We start from the raw sequence: 19,747 nt of genomic DNA on the forward strand, positions 1-19,747 counted from the left end.
GTCAGCTCACCCGCGCGATCAGTTCCATGGCGCCGGCCGGCGCGCGCACCTTGCCCTCGTGAATGACATAGGCGAACACGTCGCGCGGCTCCTTCTTCGGCTTGGCCTTGTCGACCTTCGGCAGGTCGTCGGGTTCGCTTCCCTCGGCCCAGTCCTGAAAGCGCTTGGCCCAGGCATCGAGCTGCTTCGGCGGATAGCAGGTCTTGATCTCGTCATTGCCTTTCTGCAGCCGAGCATAGACGAAATCGCCGGCGACGTCGGCGATCGCGGGATATTTGCCGTGCTCGGCGAACACGACGGGCGTCTCGAATTCGCGGATCAGCGCGACGAAGTCCGGCGTGCAGAAACTGTCGTGACGGACCTCGACGACATGGCGCAGCGCGCGTCCCTCGATCTTGCGCGGCAACAGCTCGAGGAATTCGCCGAAATCGGCGCCGTCGAATTTTTTGGTCGGCGCGAACTGCCACAGCACCGGCCCAAGATGATCGCCGAGTTCCAGCACGCCGGAATCATAGAAACGTTTGATCGAATCCCCAGCCTCGGCCAGCACGCGCCGGTTGGTGGCGAAGCGCGGCCCCTTGACCGAGAACACGAAACCATCAGGCACCTCGCTCGCCCATTTGCGAAAGCTCTCCGGTTTCTGCGAGCCGTAATAGGTGCCGTTGATCTCGATCGAGGTCAGTTTCGAGGCGGCGTAGGACAGCTCCTTGGCTTGCGTGAGCTTCTCCGGATAGAACACGCCGCGCCAGGGCTCGAAAGTCCAGCCGCCGATGCCGATGAAGATGTTGCCGGATTTTTTAGACGCGGTTTTTGCTTTGGCCACGGGAGGATCTCGGATGACGGGAGGAGGGCCTTCATCCTAATCAAACCACTTGTGATTGGCCAGTTGCGACGTCCCGTCTAAGCTCGCGACAGGATCTGCGAAAAAAGGAGAACAAGATGCGGATGCTGATGGTGGGAGCGGCGCTCGTCATGATGACATCTGCTGCCATGATATCTCAAGTCATGGCCGACGATGACGACGCCAAGGGTGCGCAGAAGCTCGCTATGCAGGGCCGCGACGATTATTGGCATTGCCTGGCGCGGGAATATTCGCGCGACGGCAATCAGGGCCTGTCGGAACAGGATTTTGGCCGCTCCGTCGCCGGAGCCTGTCCGTCGGAGCGACAATACTACCGGGTGGCACTGCTCGATTATCTCACTACGCAATATCCCGACATTGATGCCGGCGCCCATCTCGCGACCGCGAACAGGGCGGTGGAGGCGGCGCAAAAGGACATCGTGACGGCCTTCGTCAAGCACAAGCCGCCGCAGAAATAGCCCATGGACCGGTGCCTCCGGCAAGCCCTTCCGGCAGCGCGCTCATCCGTGGTATTATTGAGCGCATCTGGAACAAGGATGGGTTTCCATGTCGTCTGAGTCGGTGGGGGGCATTTTGGGCGCGATCGTCGCGGCGATCGTGCTTGCGGTGGCCGTCGTCTTCGGGCCGATCGGCCAATACGGCAAGCCGCCCAGGCCCGCGAAAGTCGACCCGGCCGCCGTTACGGCGCCGGCGGCCCCTGCAGCGCCCGTGCCGCGAGGGCCGGTGATCAAGGAAGTCCCGAACCAATAAGGGCGTGAAAAGGCCTCTTTCGCCCCTTGTAAAGCGGCGTTGCCGTTCCCATTTAGCTTATAACGGCGACGTTGAGCGAAAAACTCCGGCGCTGGAACGACCTTGGAATAGCACAGGCTGCGCCGGATGTACGCGCGGCCCGCCGTTCCGGGGTCGTTGGCATTTTTGGGCCCCTTTTGGGCCGCTCCCCAGAGAAACCCCGGCTTGCGAGCGCAAGTTCTTGGCAGGACAAGTTCTTGGCAGCACAAGTTCTTGGCAGCACAGGACGCGGCGGATATACGCTGCCGTCATGAATGAAGCGATCAGACCGGGCTCCGAGATCCAACAGGCGGCTTCGCCGGCGCCGGAATTGTCGGTCGTCGTCCCGACCTTCAACGAGCGCGACAATGTCACGGTGCTGTACCGGCGGCTGGAGGCAGCGCTCGCCGGCATCGCCTGGGAAGTCGTGTTCGTCGACGACAATTCGCCTGATGGCACCTGGGACGTCGTGCGCGCACTGGCCCAGCGCGACAGCCGCGTGCGCTGTGTCCGCCGCATCGGCCGCCGCGGCCTGTCGGGGGCCTGCATCGAGGGCATCCTGGCCTCCAGCGCGCCCTATGCGGCCGTGATCGACGCCGATCTTCAGCACGACGAGACGCAACTGCCGAAGATGCTGTCGCTGCTCGCGAGCGGGCAGGCCGAGCTCGTGGTCGGCAGCCGCTACATCGAGGGCTACAAGAGCGAAGGCTTCAACAAGCAGCGCGCCGGCGCCAGCGCGCTGGCAACGGAACTCGCCAGGAAAGCGCTGCGGGTCGAGATCGCCGACCCCATGAGCGGCTTCTTCATGGTTCGCCGCGACCGCTTCGAGCAGCTGGCGCCGAAACTTTCCGTGCACGGCTTCAAGATCCTGCTCGACCTCGTCGCAAGCGCCAACGGCAGCTTGCGCGCCATCGAAATTCCCTACACGTTCGGTGAGCGCCAGCACGGCGAAAGCAAGCTCGATTCCATGGTCGCGTTGGATTTTCTCGGCCTGGTGCTGGCGAAGTTCACCAACGATGCCGTCTCGTTGCGCTTCCTGCTGTTCGCGATGGTCGGCGGGATCGGCCTCGTGGTGCATCTTACCACCCTGTTCATATCGCTCGAGCTGTTCAAGGAGCCGTTCGCGGAAGCGCAGGCCTCCGGCGCCATCGTCGCGATGACCAGCAATTTCGTCCTCAACAACTTCCTCACCTATCGCGACCAGCGGCTGAAGGGCTTTGCGCTACTGCGCGGCCTGATCGCGTTCTACATCGTGTGCAGCGTCGGCCTGCTCGCCAATGTCGGCGTCGCCTTCTCGGTCTACGACCAGGAGCCGATCTGGTGGCTTGCGGGTGCGGCCGGGGCGCTGATGGGCGTGGTGTGGAACTACGCGATGTCCGGACTGTTCGTCTGGCGCAAGAAATAGCTCACGATGGGCGGGGCTGACGCGCGGATCGTCCGCAATACGGCGCTGGTGATCCTTGCGCTGGTCGGCTTGCGGCTCGTCGCAGCCGCCTTCACGCCGATCACCTTCGACGAAGCCTATTACTGGATGTGGTCGCAGAACCTCGCCGGGGGGTACTACGACCACCCGCCGATGGTTGCCTACGTCATCCGCGCCGGCACTCTGATCGCCGGCGACACCGAACTCGGCGTCCGCCTGGTCTCGATCCTGCTCGCGCTGCCGATGAGTTACGCGATCTATCGCTCCGCCTCCATCCTGTTCGGCGGCGCGCGGGTGGCGGCGACCAGCGCCATCCTGCTCAACGTGACGCTGCTGGCCTCGGTCGGCACGCTGATCGTCACGCCCGATGCGCCGCTTCTGGTTGCCTCGAGCTTCGTGCTGTTCTTTCTCGCCAAGGTGCTGGAGAGCGGCCGCGGCGTCTGGTGGCTCGCGGTCGGCGCAGCCGTCGGCGCGGCGCTCCTGTCGAAATACACCGCGATGTTCTTTGGGCTGGCGATCCTGATCTGGATCGCGGCCGTGCCGAAACTGCGGCACTGGTTTCTCTCGCCCTGGCCGTATCTCGGCGGTTTCGTTGCGCTCGCGCTGTTCTCGCCGGTGATCCTTTGGAATGCCGATCATCAATGGGTCTCGTTCGCAAAGCAGCTCGGGCGCGCCAGGATCGAGGATTTTCGTCCGGTGTTCATTGCCGAGCTGATCCCGACCCAAATCGCGTTCGCAACCCCGCTGGTGTTCATCCTCGGCGCGATGGGGCTGCACGCGCTGACCTGGCGTCGGGCCGGCGCGCTGGCCTCGCGCGTGCTGATCGAGACGATGTTCTGGACCATCGTCGCCTATTTCGTCTGGCATTCGCTGCATGCCCGCGTCGAGGCCAACTGGTTCGCGCCGGTCTACCCGCCTTTCGTCGTCGCGGCGGCGGCCGCCGCCAATCTCGTGCAGTGGAAGCCGCGCCAGCGCCGCCTGGTGGATTTCTGCCTGCGCTGGGCCGCACCCACCGGCATCGTGATGTTTGCCGCGCTGATCGTGCAGGCCAATACCGGCTGGCTGTCCGGCTATCGCCGCGATGCGACCGTGCGCAGCGTCGGCGTCGGCTGGCGCGAGCTCGCTGCCGAAATCGAAGCGGTGCGCGCCCACAATGGTGCGACCTGCGTACTTGCCCCGGACTACGGCACGACGGGCTGGCTCGCCTTCTATCTGCCGCGCGGCAGCTGCGTGGCGCAGCAGAACCAGCGCATCCGCTGGGCCAACATGCCCGAGCCGGATCCAAAGCTGCTTGCGGGTAAGCTGATCTATGTCGACGAGCTGCGCTCTGACGGCCATCCCGCCGTCCACGACTTCTTTGCCAAGGTGACGCAGGTTGCGCAATTGCAGCGCAAGCGCGGCCCGCTCGTGATCGAGACTTACAGCATCGATCTGCTCGAAGCCGCCAAGGGCGACGTGCTGGACCGCTCGCCACCGCCGGAAGCGCGGTAGTTCTTCCTCGGGACGACGGCGAAGGTTCAGTTGATCATCTCGGCCTTGGTCGCGGCCTGGTTCGGCCTGTCCTGGTCGCGCCAGAACCAGACGGTCACGACGCCGGAGCGGCCGCGGACCTGCGTGAGCAGGGGGCCCGACAATACGCCGTCGGGAGCGCCCTGGAAGTCGGCCGCATCCAGCAGCGTATCGCTGAGCGCGAGCCGCGCGCCGTTTTGGACAGCGACCTCCATCAACCGGCTCGCGACGTTGACGGTGTCGCCCGTCGCCGTGATGTGCTGATGATTTTCGCCGAGGCGGGAGGCGACGATCGGGCCGAAATGCGCGCCGATCTTGAAGCCGAGCTGATCCCGCATCGCAGGCGGCAACGATGCGATCCAGCGTTCGACGCCACGGTGCAGGTCGATCGCGCATTTCAGCGCGCGTGCGGCGTCGTCGGGCATCGCGCCGGGCAGGCCGAACAGGATCATGGCGCCGTCGCCGAGAAAGCCGCTGATCATGCCGCCGCAATCGACCGCGGTCTTCTCGATCAGCGCGTGAAACGCCTTCAGAATGTCCTGGAGTTCGCCCGGATCGATCCGCTCGCTCAGCGCCGTGAAGCCGGAGAGATCGATGAAGACCACGGCCGCGTCCTGCCGGACGGGTGTCGACAGGAAATTCGGGTCGCGCGCCAGCCACTCCTGCACGGCCGGCGCCTGGAATTGCGCGAGCGACCGGCTCTTGGCCGCGAAATATTGCGTGCGGCGGCCTCCCGCCCACAATTGCACGCCGGCAAAGACCGCAACAGGCGGCACTGCCGCAGCGAGCGTGGTCGCGGCGTTCAGCCAGACGCCATGCGTGAACGCGAACAGATTGAAGCCGGCCCAGGCGATCATTACCGCGGCCGCGGCGACGATGCCAAGCGCGCTGCGCCGCCAGGCGAGCAGACCCACCAGCAGCATCGGCAACAGGATCGCGATGAGCGCGTCGGCGATGTGGACCTTGCGGTCGCGCACGATGCTGTCGCCGGCGACGAGATGGGTGATCGCGGTGGAGACCACTTCGACGCCGGGCATCAGAGAATCGAATGGCGTTGGGTAGAAATCACCGCCGCCGGCGACCGAGGCGCCGATCACGACGATCCGGTTCTCGATCGCCGCGCGATTGAGCGTGCCGTCGAAGATGCTCTGTGCGCTGATGGTGCGGATGGTCCGGCGCGGGCCGTAATAAGTGATCGGTAGCGCGAAGTCGGTATCGGTCGGCACCGCGCGGTCGCCGAGCATCAGATGGTCCGGCGCGATCGTCAGCGACTTGTCGAGCGCGCGCGTCGCGACCCGCAACGGGAAGGACAGCTCGACCTTGTCGCTGGTCCGGAACAGCATCGGCACCGAGAGCGGCGAGCCAGACTGGCCGGTCGCAACGTTGACGACGCCGACCTCGGCATGATCGGCGAACGCCGGCAAGGGCAGCAGGAAGCGCTCGGCCTGCGGCAGGGCGGCGAGGGGGCCTTGGCCGTTGGTCTCCACGGTCTCGCTGGCGGACGGGAAGATCGCCGCGGCGGCAAGGACCATGGGACCGGTCGCCAGCGTATTTGCCAGCGTGGCGTCGCCGATCGCAGCGCTGCGGTCGACCAGCAGCAGGTCGATCGCGACGACCTTCGGCTTGAACTGCACGATGGTGTCGACGACGCGCGCGAGATCGGCCCGTGGCAGCGGATAGCTGCCGCCGCGCTTCACGACGGTGTCGTCGATGGCGACGATGGTGACGAGATCGGGCGGAACCCGCACGCCGCGCACCTGCGTCCGCCAATCCGTCAGCGTCGCCTCGAGGCGATCGAGAAAACGCAGATGACCGTTGGCGTGGCCGGCATAGATGCCCGCGCCCCACAGCGCGGTGAGGACGAGTGCCACCAGGATCTGAATGCGTCGGCTACTCATGTGGTCGTTTTGCAATTCTCTCTATCGTCCAAATACTGTTGGCCGAGCCCCGGTGACCCGAACTTATCGGCCTAGTCTATTGACCTAGTCTTGTCATCAAGGCGTCGACGCGCGGCTGACCCCATGTCTTCACCGTCAACGGGCCTGTCGCTTCCACGTCGACGCCTTGGCCGCGGGCTAATACCACGCCGCGCCCGCCGCTCCTGCGGTTCACGCCGACACGGCCGTCGGCGACGAAGACGGAGGTCTTGGCCTCTGCGACATCAACTGCCCATTTCGTGCCGCGCACCGCGGCGATCGCCTGCGGCGTCAGCACCTTGAAGGGATTGCCGCCGGGTTTCTTGGGCACCTCGACCAGCAGCGCTTTGCTGCTCAACTCCACGGAGTCTATATGTCCGTCGCGGTTAGCGTCCTTAAGTTCAAATCTGGCGCCGTTTTCCGCAACGATGGTGATGCCGTTGTCGCAACGCCAGGTCTGCGTGCCGGCAGCGGATGGCGATGCCGTGCAGCCCGCATTGGCGGCAGGCTGTGCACTCGCAGACCCGATCAACAGAAACGACCCCGCCAGAGCGAAAAACCCTGCGCGCACGAACTCTCTCATGCCAGCCTCCGTTTGCGTGCTCGGCACAGTTCAAGGCGATCTTGATACGGTACCGTATCACACGCAGAGGCTGCTGAAAAGTGCCGGTTGCCGTAGCTATTTTGTCGCTGCGGCCATTTCCAGTGCGGTGCGATCAACTTTCGGTCAGGGCACCGGCTCGCGCGCGGTGTGTGATGTGGCTGCTGATAACCGCGCTGCGGCTGCGGACGAGAGGGGGCTGTGCGCACCAGCCTCGCGCAACGTTTCCCCGCTATCTTCCGGGTATTGAAGACCACGAAAACGACTTGGTTGGATGGCCTTAGAGATGCGGCCGGAGACGGTCGCCGGCAACGCCAAATCCCGCCGAGAATCATGGTTAACAGACGCGCTTAAGTCCGTAATTCTGCGGGTTTTTTTCTCGAAATGGGACACCCGAACGGGTTGCCCCACATCCGCCCGAACTTAATCCGCATTTAACTAAAAGTGGCCTTAATGACGCTCCGACCCTCTGCGAGATGCTGTTCCCGGATCGTGACCAGCGGCGCTTCGAAGGGGGACTGAGTGACACCGTTCTGGACGCAAGGCGAATGAGTACGAGTATCGCTGCGCAAAGCATCGCGGCACGAAAGTCCAAAGGATTCTCGAGCACTTCTTATCGGAAGCCTTCCCGGAAAATGACCACGCAAAACGTGCTTGGCGCCGCCGTGATCGGCTGCGTCGTGCTTGGCGCCGGCTGGACCATCTACAGCAACATCTTTGCCGCCAGCGTCTATCCGACCGTCGGCAGCAGCGGCTACGACGAGCCCGTGATCAAGCGGGCGCCCAAGGTCGCGTTGCGCGAGGCCGGTGAGGCCGTCAAGGAAGCCTTTGCGCTCTTGCCCGACCGGTTGCAGGTGGCAGCGCCGATCTCGCGCGAGATGTTCAACGATCGCTTTGCCGCGGCTGCGACCCAGGGCGTGACATCGAATGCGGCCAGCGCCGCGCCCGCAACCAAGGTCGCCGAAGCCAAGGACGCGCCGAAGCCGAGCGTGATCGCGAGGGTCGCGGAAGTCCTGAAGCCAGGTCCCGCCAAGATCGCTGACGCTGCGAAGTCCAAGCGCGGCGCTGACGCGCCGGTGCAGCTTGCCTCGGCAGATCCGGCCGAGATCGTGCCGGCGCCTGAGGCGAAGCCGAAATCGATTGCCGATCGCGCCAAGGCTGCGGTGATGTCGATCACCGGACCGCGTCAGTCGATGGTGGAAAAGCTCTGGGGCAAGCGCGAGCCGTCCGGCGGGCTGCTCGCCTATGCCTCGGCCGACGCCAGCGTGACCGCATCCATCGCGCCGAGGGAGCAGAATCCCATGCTCGGTGGTTCGGCGCCCTACGACCGCTCCACCGCGGTTTACGACATCAGCGCGAAGACGGTGTATCTGCCTGACGGCACCAAGCTTGAGGCACATTCCGGCCTCGGCTCCAATCTCGACGATCCCCGTTCCTCGCGCATCCGCATGCGTGGCGTGACGCCGCCGCACATCTACGACCTGAAGCCGCGCGAAGCGCTGTTCCACGGCGTGCCGGCGCTGCGCCTGACCCCGATCGGCGGCGAGAGCGCGATCTACGGCCGCGACGGCCTGCTCGCGCACACCTTCATGCTCGGGCCGAATGGCGATTCCAACGGCTGCGTGTCGTTCAAGGATTATTACGCGTTCCTCGACGCCTACCGCAACAAAGGCATCCGCAAGCTCGCGGTGCTGGCGCGGGTGGACTAGGCTCAGCCAATTCGAGATCACGCAAAAGGGCCGCTTGCAGCGGCCCTTTTCTGTTTCGCTTCGCGCGTGCGTTTTAGCCCGGCCAGCACTGCCCGCCGCCGTCGATCCGCAGCACCTGACCGGAAACGAAGGCGCCCATGGGCCCTGCGAAGAATTCGACAACGCGCGCGACCTCGTCGACGGTTGCGATCCGGTCGAGCGTGCCGGTCTCGACCATTCTGTCGGGATCGACTGCGCGCGTTCCGAGGAAGCGGCCGGTGCGGGTATCTCCGGGCGCGATGCAGTTGACGGCGACATCGTAGGGGCGGAGCTGGTCGGCCAGGCATCGCGTGTAGTGGGTCACGCCGGCCTTCGAGACCGCATAGATCGAGCCCTGGGTACGTCCCTTGAAAGCGGCGACGGAGCCAAGCGTGACGATGCGGCCGCATCGGCGCTCCATCATGCCGCGCGCGACCGCCTGGCACGTCAGGATGGTGGAGAGCAGATTGCGCTCCAGCACCGCGCGCACATCGGCCTCCTTGATATTCACCGCATCGTTCGGATCGGGCTTGCCGCCGCCGGCCGCGATATCGCCGCCGGCATTGTGCACGAGAATGTCGATCGGGCCGAGTGCCGCTTCGGTCTCCGCGATGACGCGTGCGATGTCCTCGCCCTTGGTGAGATCGCCGAGCACGCGCTGGCTGCGAACGCCGAATTCGCGGCCGATCTCGGCGGCGACCGCGGTGAGGGTGGTGCCCTCGCCATATTCGGCCGGCCCGTTCTCGCGCATGCCGTGGATGGCGACGTCAGCGCCAAGCGCGGCAAGCTTCTCTGCAAAAGCGCGGCCGAGCCCGCGCCCCGCGCCGGTCACCAGCGCAACTTTGCCCGCCAGAAGCTTGTTGGTGTCATGCGATGTCATGATCTTGTTCCTGTTGTGAATGTCAGTCTGCTGCGAGATCGAGGCCGATCGCCAACGCCTGCACGAGGCACATCGGTGCGACAAGCGTACGCAGCGCAGGCTCAGGCATATCCTGGATCTCGAACACGACGCTCGCGCCCTCGACGATCGGGCTCAAAAGACTGTCGGTGATGGAAATCGTGGGCACGCCCCGCGCGACGAGTTCAGGAAACAACCGCGCCGTATCCGGATAGTAATTTCGGAAGCTGATCGCGACCAGCGCGTCGTCTGATGTCGCCGCGTGCGACTGCTCGTGGATGCTGCCGCCAAGACCGTCGAGCAGGACGACACGCCGTCCGAGCTTGCGCAGCACGTAGGCGAGGTGGATCGCAACCGGGAACGAGCCGCCCAGGCCGAGCAGATAGATGTCACGTGCCTTGGCAAGGATCGCGGTTGCGGCGTCGAGTTCGCGCGCATGGACCGATTGGCTGAGCGCGACCAGCGATGATTGCGCTTCGGACACGAAACGCGACAATACCGCGGCCGGCTGGCGGCCGAGCACTGACTTCTCCTGGCTCTTCATGCGGGCGAGGCGCGCCTTGTAGCTTGGCGCGACGCCGGCAACGAGGCGTGAGCGGAACACCTGCTGCATCTCGGTGAAGCCGCCGAACCCGAGCGCATGCGCGAAGCGAACGATCGCCGACGGCGGCACCCCTGAGCGCTGCGCCACCTCCGCCACGGTGCCGAGCGCGACATCGGTCGGATGGTCGAGCACGAACTCCGCGATCTGCTGCAGCCGACCGGACAGCGCCCGGTGCCGCTGCGCAATCGCGCCGCGCAGCTCGTCATAACTCATGGCGGCAGCCGCCTTGTTCATCGAGTCGGATCTCCGGATCGGTCGCCTGTTTAACGGCATTTCATCGTTTGGATCAAATATTCTACTTTACATAACATATGGAATGAATATTCTAATCTCACAAAAAAGCAAAAGACTTCGAAAACGGGAGGACACGATGAGAGGGCGTCAGATCTCACGGCGAAGCGTTCTGAAGGGCAGCTTGATGGCGAGCGTCATCGGCGGCACCGGCAGCTTCTTTGGGCCGTGGCGGGAGAATCATGCCTGGGCGCAAGGCGCGAAACCGATCAAGCTTGGCCTGACCTGCGATGCCAGCGGTCAATACGGCAACAGCGGCCAGGATGACTTCCGCGGCATCAAGATGGCGATCGACGAGATCAACGCCAAAGGTGGCGTACTCGGGCGCCAGGTCACTTTCATCACGGCGGACACCGAGACGACGCCAGCCACCGGCAGCCGCGTCGCCGAACGCTTCATCACCCGCGAGGACTGCACCATCCTGATCGGCGCGCTGCATTCGGGCGTCGCCAACGCCATCACGCAGGTCGCCAGCAAATACGGTGTGATCTACATGAACACCAATTCCTCGGCGCCGAGCGAAGCCGGGGAGAACTGCTCACGCGTGAAATTCGTCTGGGACGGCAACGGCACCAATTTTTCCAAGGCGTCGGTCAAGAACGCGGTGGACTCCATCGGCAAGAACTGGATGCTGCTGACCAACGATTATGTCTGGGGTCACACGACGTCTGCCGCGACCAGGACGCAGGTCGAGGCTGCCGGCGGCAAGATCATCGACAATCTGCTGGTGCCGCAGAACACCCGCGACTTCACCGCCTATCTCTTGAAGATCCAGCAAGCAAAACCCGACGTGGTGGCGACCGCGGTTGGCGGCGACGATATCAAGGCATTGCGCGAGCAAGTGGCGCAGCTCAAGCTCGACGGCAAGCCGGCCTGGATCAACAACCAACAGGACTGGCCCGATGTGTGGGGCGCGCCCGACAGCCTGTTTGGCGTGTTCGGCACGACCTGGTATCACAAGCTGCCGCTGCCCGGTGTCGCCGAATTCGTCAAGAAGTGGCAAGCCGCCAACAAGGACGGCCCGATCCCGGTGCCGGGCAATGTTTCCTACAACGGCTACATGTCCACGCGCGAACTGCTTCGTGCGATCGAGCGGGCAGGGTCGACCAACAACGTCAAGATCATCAAGGAGCTCGAGAGCCTGAAGGTCTCGGCGACCGACCGCATGCAGCATTTCGACGCCTACATGGATCCGATGACGCACCAGATGCAGCAGACGATCTACCTGGCGCGACGCAACGCCAAGCCGGCCGATAATACCGATCTGTTCGAGATCATCAGCTGGACGGAGCCGAAATCCGCCGCCGACGATGCGGCACCCGGCAAGTGCAAGCTCACGCCCTACGAGCAGGTGCCGACCGTCGACTCCTAGAGACGGCGCGTCACGTCGCAGAACGAGCGGCGCGCGATCTCGTGCGCCGCGCACCGGGACCATCGGCGTCCTGGGTGAGACATGCCAGTTGCGAGAGCCCAAACTTTGTTCGACCTTCTTCCGCATCTCCTCAACGGCCTGACGCTCGGCCTGTTGTTCGCGCTGATCGCGCTCGGCTTCATGCTCATCGTCGGGCTGATGGAGCAGATCAACCTCGCGCACGGCTCCCTGTTCGCGCTCGGGGCTTATGTCGCCATGCAGCTTACGGGGCCGCGCCCGCCATTGCCGGCGGAGCTTGCGAAAGCGTGGCTGGCGCTGCCGCTCGGTTGGCGCTACGCGGCCACATTGATCATCGCGCCCGTGGTCGTGAGTCTGGTCGGCATGCTGATCGAGCTCTGCATGCGGCGGACTTACGGCAAGGATCCGTTGTACGGGCTGCTCCTGACCTTCGGCGCCGCGATGGTGATCGAGGAGATGATCCGCCTGGTCTGGGGCACGCGCGACTACGTGCTGCAGGTGCCGTCCGCCATCAATGGCGGCTTCCTGTTCGGCGATTTGATCTGGTCGACCTATCGCTTCTATGCAGCGGGTATCGCCGCCGGAATCATCGGCCTGGTCTGGCTGTTGATCGAAAAGACCTCCTTCGGCGCGACGGTCAAGGCCGGCGCGCATGACAGCGAGATCGTCCGTGCGCTCGGCATCAACCTGTCACGATTGCGGCTGCTGGTGTTCGTGTTCGGCACGATGCTGGCCGCGATCGCGGGCATCATCGTCGCGCCGATCTGGGGCATTCGCCCGCATATGGGCGTCGATGCGGTCATTCCTGCGTTCCTGGTGATCGTGCTCGGGGGTGTCGGCAGCTTTTGGGGTGCGGTCGTGGCGGGTCTTTTGGTCGGACTGTGTGTCGGCCTCGCCGGTGCCTACGCGTCCGAATGGTCGCTGTTGTCGATGTACATCTTGCTCGTTGCCGTCGTGACGTTCCGCGCGCGTGGCCTCTGGGGCAAGAAGAGCGTGCTCGAAGCCTAAAGGGAATGATTGTGGAATCAAAATCTTCACCGGACGCCGCGCGCCTCGTGACGCCGACGATGCTGGTGCTCTGGCTCGTGCTCGCAACGGTGCCGCTCTGGATCACGCGGATCGGGCTCTATCCTTATCTGGGGATCGAGATCCTGATCTGGTCGCTCTATGCGCTCGCGTTCAACCTGGTGCTGGGCACTGCCGGACTTCCGTCGTTCGGTCATGGCGCCTATTTCGGCATCGGCGCTTATGCGTTCGGTCTCTGCCAGCTCGAAATCGTTGCAAATCTCTGGATATGTCTGCTTGCCGCGGCCGCGGTGGCGGGCCTCGCCGGCGTGCTGGTGGCGCTGTTCATCTCGCACAGGCGCGGCATCTATTATGCCTTCATGACGATTGCCTTCGGCCAGATCTTCTGGACGCTGGCGATCAAATCGCACCGGATCACCGGCGGCGAGGACGGCCTACTCAAGATCAAACGGCTGCCGGCCGATTTCGGGCTGGTGTCTTTCGATCTCACCGACAATGTTGCGTTCTACTATTTCGTGCTCGCCGTCTTTGCGGTCGGCACCGCTGCATTGTGGCGGCTGGTGCACTCTCCGTACGGCCGCGTGGTCGCTGCGATCAGGCAGAGCGAAGTTCGTGCAAGCCATCTCGGCTATAATGTCTGGCTCTACAAGGTCGCGGTCTTTGCGCTGTCGGCCGCCGTCTCGGGCTTTGCCGGCGGATTGTTCGCCATGGCTCAGCTCGCCGCATTCCCCGACGTCATGAGCCTGCATCAATCCGGCTACGTCGTGATGATGACGCTCGTCGGCGGTGGGCTTGTCAGCTTCTGGGGACCGGTGATCGGCGTGTTTCTCTTCCTCACCGCCCGCGACGTGATCGGCGCGCTGACCAATGCCTGGATGCTCTATTTTGGTCTGCTGTTCATCGCGATCGTGCTGTTTCGCCCCGAAGGCATTGCCGGCGCGATATCGGCTGCCGTGCAGCAGCACTCACTCGGCGCGTTACGGCAGCGCGGGACCTCGGCGATGCGGCTGCTGTTCGGGAGCGGGCGATGAACATGATCGAGGCCGCGGCCGTTCATGTTCGCTTCGGCGATCGCGTCGTGCTGGAAAGCGTCGATCTCGCGGTCGCGGAGGGCGAGTTTCACGGCGTGATGGGTCCGAACGGCGCCGGCAAGACCACGTTCTTCAACGTCCTTACCGGCCGGGTGAAACCGAACCGGGGCCGAGTCCTGCTCGGCGGCGAGGATGTCACGGGCCTCAGCCCGCACCGCATCGCCGCCAAGGGCATCGCGCGCTCGTTTCAGATCATGACATTGTTCGACGAATTCTCCGCGCGTGACAACGTCATGATGGGATTGCCCGAGTTTCGCGCCCGTGGCCACGATGTCGCGCACGCCGCCGCGGGCGACAGTCGGTTTGCCGCGAAGTCTTCCGAAGCGCTGGCGGCAGTCGGGCTTGCCGACAAGGGCGACATCCGCGCCAAGGACCTGTCCTACGGCGACCGGCGCGCGCTGGAGATCGCGGTCGCCCTGGCGCAGGCGCCCCGGGTGTTGTGCCTGGACGAGCCGACCTCCGGCCTCGGCTCCGACGGGGTGCAGCGGCTCGCAGCCCTGATTGCTCGCCTGAAGGGGCGGCTGACCATCGTCGCCATCGAGCACGATATGGAGTTCCTGTTCTCGTTGGCTGACCGCATCTCGGTCATCCATTGGGGCCAGGTGGTGGCGCGCGGAACCCCACACGAACTGCAGCAGAACGAATGGGTGCGGCGCTCCAATCTCGGGAAGTTCGCATGATCCTCGAAGTGGACGCGGTCGATACCTTCTACGGCGAGACCCAGGCGCTGTTCGGCGCCTCGCTCGCGATCGAGCACGCCAAGGTGTTTGCGCTGCTCGGCCCCAACGGCGCGGGCAAGACGACAATGCTCCGGTCGATTCTCGGGCTGACGCGTCCGCGCCGCGGCTCCGTTTGTTTCGACGGTCACGACGTCACGCGCGATCCGACCCACGAGATTGCGCGCGCCGGCATCGGCTGGGTGCCCGACGACCGCCGGCTGTGTCCGACATTGACGGTCGCGCGCAATCTGTCGATCGCGCAGAAGCGCACGCGCTTTCGCCACTGGAGCCTCAAGGAGGCCGCTGCGATCTTCTCGCCGCTCGAATATCTCATGGAGCGCGACTGCGAAAATCTGTCGGGTGGCGAAATGCAGATGGTGGCGATCGCCCGCGCGCTGGTCGGCTCGCCGGGACTGGTGCTGTTCGACGAGCCGAGCCAGGGACTGGCGCCGAAAATCGTCGGCGACGTGCTTGCGACGATCCTGCGCATGAAGGACGAGGGCATCGCCTCGCTGGTTGTGGAGCAGAACGCCGAGATCGCACTATCGGTCGCAGATCATGCCGCGGTGATCGATCGCGGCCGGATCGTCTGGACCGGGGAGGCCGCGGCCTTGCGGGATGATCGCGGGCTTCGTCAGCGCTTGCTGGGAGTACAATAAGTGGCCGCACCGCTGCTCGTTCTCGACGACGTTCGGAAGGTCTATACGCGGGGCCGCGTGATCCGCCGACCGTCATTCACGCTGCAGGCAAACCTGTCGCTGGACGAACCTGACATCGTCGGTGTCGTCGGCCCGAATGGGGCCGGCAAGACGACCTTGTTCGAGATGATGACGGGCTCGAATGCGCCGACCTCGGGGCGCGTGCTGGTCGCGGGCACCGATATCCATGGCGTCAAATATCGTGAGCGCGACCGGCTCGCGATCCACTATCACCAGTCGTATCAGGTCAGGCGCTTTCGCAAGCGCATTCCGTCCGCCTTCCTGGCGCCGTCGCCGACCCGGACGCCACTGGTTCACCTGTTCGACGAACCGCAGTTCAACCTGCAGGATGGTTATATCGGCTTCATGCTCGATTTCTTCCGCAAGCTGCGCGACGAGGGCCGGCTGGTCGTGCTCTGCATGCATCCGACGGCCGCCTGGCACCTCGACATCCTCGCCGAGATCGCCGGGCGATTCCTGTTCGTGGCGGGCGGCGGCGTAACACCCATGGCGAATTTCGGCGCTCTCGTCGCAGATCCGCGCTGTCGCGCTTATCTCGGGCCGGAAATGACAAAGGCGGCGGACGCGATTTGTCACGGCGCCGTTCATAGCTCGACCTAAAAGGAGAATCCGTTGGCCTATTCGAACACCCAGCTTTTCATTGGCGGCAAATGGCGACCGGCCCATTCGGGCAAGGTGATCGAGGTGCGCAATCCCGCGACCGAAGAGGTGATCGGCACCGTCGCCCATGCCGGACGGTCCGACCTCGACGAGGCACTCGCCGCAGCCAGCGCCGGCTTCAAGATCTGGCGAAACATTGCCCCCTTCGAGCGCTGCCGGATTATGCGCAAGGCCGCCGCGATCATGCGCGAGCGCAATGACGAGATCGCGCCGCTGCTCACGATGGAGCAGGGCAAGACTCTCGGTGAGGCCAAAATGGAGGCGATGGCCGCCGCCGATGTGATCGAGTGGTTTGCGGAAGAATCCAAGCGCGCCTATGGCCGGTTGATCCCCGCGCGGGGGGCGGGCATCTACCAGCTCGCGATCAAGGAGCCGGTTGGCCCGGTCGCTGCGTTCACGCCCTGGAATTTTCCGATCAATCAGGTCGTGCGCAAGCTCTCCGCCGCACTCGGCGCCGGCTGCTCGATCATCGTCAAGGCCCCGGAGGAGACGCCGGCCTCGCCCGCACAGCTGATCCGCGCCTTTGCGGATGCCGGCGTGCCCGATGGCGTCATCAACTTGGTCTACGGTGTTCCTGCCGAGATCTCCGAATATCTCATTCCGCATCCGGTGATCCGCAAGATTTCGTTCACGGGCTCGACTCATGTCGGCAAGCAGCTCAATGCGCTCGCCGGCCTGCACATGAAGCGCGCCACCATGGAGCTCGGCGGTCATGCGCCGGCGATCGTTTTCAAGGACGCCGACGTCGCATCGGCGGCCAAGATTCTGGCGGCAGCAAAATATCGCAATGCCGGGCAGGTTTGCATCTCGCCGACGCGGATGCTGGTGCAGGATGACGTGTTCCGTGAATTCGTCGACACATTTGTCGACAGCGCCAAGACCTTCAAGGTCGGCAACGGCCTCGATCCCGACTCCAAAATGGGTTCGCTCGCCAACCCTCGCCGCGTCACCGCCATCGAAGGTATGGTGCAGGATGCCGTCGGCAAGGGTGCAAAACTCGAGACCGGCGGCAAACGCGTCGGCAACAAGGGGCATTTCTTCGAGCCGACCGTGGTGAGCGACGTGCCGAAGGATGCGCGCGCCATGAACGAGGAGCCGTTCGGCCCGCTCGCACTGATTTCGCGCTTCTCGTCGTTCGACGAGGTGGTCGAGGAGGCCAACCGGCTGCCTTTTGGGCTGGCGTCCTACGCCTTCACCAGCTCGGCCAAGACGGCGGCCGCGATCGGCTCGGCGATCGAAGCCGGCATGATGTCGATCAACAGTTTTGGTCTCGCGCTGCCCGAAGTGCCGTTCGGCGGCATCAAGGATTCCGGCTACGGCTCGGAAGGCGGCACCGAGGCGATGGAGGGCTATTTCAACACCAAGTTCATCAGTCAGACCGGCGTCTGAACGCTGGACGATGCACGATCAGCGTTTGACGAAGACCAGGCCGCAGGCGCGTGCCTCGTTGCGCTTGCCGGTGCCGCGGGCGCGATCGAACTGCGCATCCACCGTAAAGGCGTAGGGCGAGCCGGGCGCGAGATTGTTGAGGGTATAGGTGCTCGCCCCCGTCGTTCCGCGCGCGCTCAAAGTCGTCTTGCCGTCCGCGGGGATCTGGCCATCGATCTCCAGGCGGTTGACGGCGCCCTGGCTCTGGGCGTCGGCATGAAAGACGCCGTTCGCAACCGTGGCAGACAGGGCCCGGGTGAAGCCCTGCGCCTTACCGGTCGGCGGGCAGTTCAACGTCACGTCCCAATTGCCGTCGAAGTCCTTCGCGCTACGGGCGTTGCCGCTTGCCGGCGCGAGCGCCACCTTCTGCTTCAGACCTTCAATTCGGGCCTTGGCAAGCGTGGCGAAGATGCAATTCGGGAATCTCGTGAGATGGTCCTCGTAGGCGCCAAGCGTGCCGATGCCGTCCGCGGCCTTCCAGTGCGCCTCTGCTGCCGCGCAGGGATCAGCCCGGGGGGCGGCTTGCGGCGCCGCCGGCGCCACCGTGATCGACACCGGCCCGTTCAGGTAGAACTTGCCGATGATCGACAGCGACAGCTCCGGGAGCTGGGTCTTGCCGCTGGAATCGTAGACGTCGCTGCTGATGTCGCGAAAGACCTCGCCGATCTCCTGGGGCTCCTCGATGTGCTTCAGGAACGCCGTCGTATAGGGGCTGTTGCGGCCGCTGCCGTCGGCCGCGGTCTGCCCGGACTGGGTTGAGAACGATACGATCGTGCCGCGTGGTGCCTCGACTTTCGACAAGCCCCGCCCGATCGAGGCGGCGCGCGTCATGCCGGCGGAGCGTTTCAAGCTTTCGGCCAGCGGATTGTCGCGGCAGGAATCAAGGATGAGGATGCGCAGGTTCTTGGCCTGCTGCAGATCGTTCACGATATCGTCGACCCGCACGAAGCGCTTCAGATCCGCTTCGTCGCTCAGCACGGCGTCGACAGGCATCAGATAGTTCACGCCGTTGTACTGCATCGCATGGCCGCTGTAGTAGAACATGGCGACGTCGGCTTTGCTCGCGGCGCGCGCGAAGCGGATGGTCAGGTCCTGCATGTCGGCCTGGCGCAGGTCGATGCCCTGGAGCACCTCGAAGCCGCTGCGCTTGAGCGAGGCGGCGACGTCTTCGGCATCGTGCGACGGATTGGGAAGCTTCGCCGTACTGGCATAGGCGCCATTGCCGATCACCAGCGCGACGCGGGTTTCCGCCGATGCCGGCGCAAGGGAAAGCCAGCAGGCGAGGAGGGCGAGGCAAAGTCCGGCCGGGCAAAATCTGGCGAGGCAAAATCTGGCGAGGCGAAATCTGGAAAGAGCACGCATGAATGCCTTCCAATGAAATGTCGAAAAATATCCCTCCAGATTAGCGCATGCCGCTCCGACATCAATGCCCCGCCAGAGAAAACGCTGGGATTTCCCGGCCGTGACATCCTGTCACGTAGGGCTCGCCGCCATCGTCTTGCGCACGGCCATTTCGGTCGCAATCGCGTCCCGCACGGCTGGCCGGGCCTGCATGCGCGCCAGATAGGCCGACAAGGATGGCCATTGCGCGATGTCGACGCCTGCCGGACGGAGCAGCAGCAAAGCCCAGGTGAGGTGGGCATCCGCGATTGTAAAACTGTTGCCGACGAGGAATTCGCGGCCCTCAAGGTGCGCGGATGGCACCGATAATGTCTGCGCTATCCGTGCCCGCGGCTTGGCGAGCGAGGCGTCGTCCTTGTACCAGAAGGTCGGAAACAGGAACGCCTTGTGGATCTCGGCCCCGACGAAGCTGAGCCATTCCTGGAGCCGATACCGGTCGGGATCTCCGAACGCGGGTGCAAGGCCCGCCTGCGGCTTCAAATCGGCGATGTATTGCAGCACCGCCGCGCTTTCGGTCAGCCGTTCGCCATTCTCCAGCACCAGGACCGGCACCGCGCCCTTCGGCGAAACGCCGAAGAAGTCGCTGCTGTTTTCCACGACCTGCTTGGTCTCGAGATGGACGAGATGATAGCGCGCATCGAGGCCCGCTTCCATCAGCGCGATGCGGCTCGCAAGCGAGCAGGCCATCGGGGAGAAATAGAGTTGCAGCATCGC

Annotated in this window: 19 protein-coding genes; 12 read left to right on the top strand and 7 right to left on the bottom strand. The window is 64.3% G+C overall.

All coding sequences use genetic code 11. The features are described from left to right. Position 1: 1 nt before the first annotated feature. Positions 2-823, bottom strand: coding sequence for a DUF72 domain-containing protein (locus ACVIN2_RS36220; protein WP_456769273.1), 822 nt, complete (start codon positions 821-823; stop codon positions 2-4). A gap of 116 nt (positions 824-939) precedes the next feature. Between ACVIN2_RS36220 and ACVIN2_RS36225 the strand changes: the two genes are divergently transcribed. The 4 genes from ACVIN2_RS36225 (at position 940) to ACVIN2_RS36240 (ending at position 4,544) form a co-directional block, all read left to right on the top strand. Beyond that, positions 940-1,320, top strand: a complete 381-nt coding sequence (locus ACVIN2_RS36225) for a hypothetical protein (RefSeq protein ID WP_456769274.1) — start codon at positions 940-942, stop codon at positions 1,318-1,320. Positions 1,321-1,408: 88 nt separating this feature from the next. Then, entirely contained in the window at positions 1,409-1,612 is a 204-nt protein-coding gene (locus ACVIN2_RS36230) for a hypothetical protein (protein ID WP_027518781.1), read from the top strand. Positions 1,613-1,901: 289 nt separating this feature from the next. Beyond that, positions 1,902-3,035, top strand: coding sequence for a glycosyltransferase family 2 protein (locus ACVIN2_RS36235; protein WP_456769275.1), 1,134 nt, complete (start codon positions 1,902-1,904; stop codon positions 3,033-3,035). Between the two features lie 6 nt (positions 3,036-3,041). Further along, positions 3,042-4,544, top strand: coding sequence for a glycosyltransferase family 39 protein (locus ACVIN2_RS36240; protein WP_456769276.1), 1,503 nt, complete (start codon positions 3,042-3,044; stop codon positions 4,542-4,544). Positions 4,545-4,570: 26 nt separating this feature from the next. On the opposite strand, the gene ACVIN2_RS36245 is transcribed toward ACVIN2_RS36240, so the two are convergent. After that, on the bottom strand, positions 4,571-6,460 hold the full coding sequence (locus tag ACVIN2_RS36245) for a CHASE2 domain-containing protein (protein ID WP_456769277.1): 1,890 nt from the start codon (positions 6,458-6,460) through the stop codon (positions 4,571-4,573). A gap of 76 nt (positions 6,461-6,536) precedes the next feature. Then, positions 6,537-7,061 (bottom strand): FecR domain-containing protein, encoded by a 525-nt coding sequence (locus ACVIN2_RS36250; protein WP_456769278.1) that lies wholly within the window; start codon positions 7,059-7,061, stop codon positions 6,537-6,539. A 653-nt stretch (positions 7,062-7,714) separates the two neighbouring features. On the opposite strand from ACVIN2_RS36250, the gene ACVIN2_RS36255 reads away from it, so the two are divergent. After that, entirely contained in the window at positions 7,715-8,788 is a 1,074-nt protein-coding gene (locus tag ACVIN2_RS36255) for a tlde1 domain-containing protein (RefSeq protein WP_456769279.1), read from the top strand. Between the two features lie 73 nt (positions 8,789-8,861). On the opposite strand, the gene ACVIN2_RS36260 is transcribed toward ACVIN2_RS36255, so the two are convergent. Both ACVIN2_RS36260 and ACVIN2_RS36265 read right to left on the bottom strand, forming a co-directional pair. Further along, positions 8,862-9,686: an SDR family NAD(P)-dependent oxidoreductase gene (locus ACVIN2_RS36260; RefSeq protein WP_456769280.1), complete on the bottom strand. Its 825-nt coding sequence runs from the start codon at positions 9,684-9,686 to the stop codon at positions 8,862-8,864. Positions 9,687-9,708: 22 nt separating this feature from the next. After that, positions 9,709-10,542: a MurR/RpiR family transcriptional regulator gene (locus tag ACVIN2_RS36265; protein WP_456769281.1), complete on the bottom strand. Its 834-nt coding sequence runs from the start codon at positions 10,540-10,542 to the stop codon at positions 9,709-9,711. A 136-nt stretch (positions 10,543-10,678) separates the two neighbouring features. Here ACVIN2_RS36265 and ACVIN2_RS36270 point away from each other — a divergent pair, with 136 nt between their 5' ends. From ACVIN2_RS36270 to ACVIN2_RS36300, 7 genes are all read left to right on the top strand, one after another. Continuing rightward, entirely contained in the window at positions 10,679-11,971 is a 1,293-nt protein-coding gene (locus ACVIN2_RS36270) for an ABC transporter substrate-binding protein (RefSeq protein ID WP_456769282.1), read from the top strand. 105 nt (positions 11,972-12,076) lie between these two features. Continuing rightward, positions 12,077-12,997 carry a branched-chain amino acid ABC transporter permease gene (locus ACVIN2_RS36275; protein ID WP_456769283.1) on the top strand — a complete coding sequence of 307 codons (921 nt, stop codon included), beginning with the start codon at positions 12,077-12,079 and terminating at the stop codon, positions 12,995-12,997. A gap of 5 nt (positions 12,998-13,002) precedes the next feature. After that, positions 13,003-14,046, top strand: a complete 1,044-nt coding sequence (locus ACVIN2_RS36280) for a branched-chain amino acid ABC transporter permease (RefSeq protein WP_456769284.1) — start codon at positions 13,003-13,005, stop codon at positions 14,044-14,046. Further along, positions 14,043-14,786, top strand: a complete 744-nt coding sequence (locus ACVIN2_RS36285; protein WP_456769285.1) for an ABC transporter ATP-binding protein — start codon at positions 14,043-14,045, stop codon at positions 14,784-14,786. Before ACVIN2_RS36280 ends, ACVIN2_RS36285 begins: the two co-directional genes overlap by 4 nt. Further along, on the top strand, positions 14,783-15,484 hold the full coding sequence (locus ACVIN2_RS36290) for an ABC transporter ATP-binding protein (RefSeq protein WP_247287198.1): 702 nt from the start codon (positions 14,783-14,785) through the stop codon (positions 15,482-15,484). Before ACVIN2_RS36285 ends, ACVIN2_RS36290 begins: the two co-directional genes overlap by 4 nt. After that, positions 15,485-16,144, top strand: a complete 660-nt coding sequence (locus tag ACVIN2_RS36295) for an ATP-binding cassette domain-containing protein (RefSeq protein ID WP_456769286.1) — start codon at positions 15,485-15,487, stop codon at positions 16,142-16,144. A gap of 12 nt (positions 16,145-16,156) precedes the next feature. Continuing rightward, on the top strand, positions 16,157-17,593 hold the full coding sequence (locus ACVIN2_RS36300; protein WP_456769287.1) for an NAD-dependent succinate-semialdehyde dehydrogenase: 1,437 nt from the start codon (positions 16,157-16,159) through the stop codon (positions 17,591-17,593). An 18-nt stretch (positions 17,594-17,611) separates the two neighbouring features. On the opposite strand, the gene ACVIN2_RS36305 is transcribed toward ACVIN2_RS36300, so the two are convergent. Then, the gene (locus ACVIN2_RS36305; protein ID WP_456769288.1) at positions 17,612-18,994 is read right to left on the bottom strand and encodes a caspase family protein; all 1,383 of its coding nucleotides are present in this window, start codon (positions 18,992-18,994) and stop codon (positions 17,612-17,614) included. Positions 18,995-19,105: 111 nt separating this feature from the next. Further along, entirely contained in the window at positions 19,106-19,744 is a 639-nt protein-coding gene (locus tag ACVIN2_RS36310) for a glutathione binding-like protein (RefSeq protein ID WP_456769289.1), read from the bottom strand. Positions 19,745-19,747: the final 3 nt, after the last annotated feature.

This window comes from Bradyrhizobium sp. USDA 3650 (assembly GCF_054057395.1).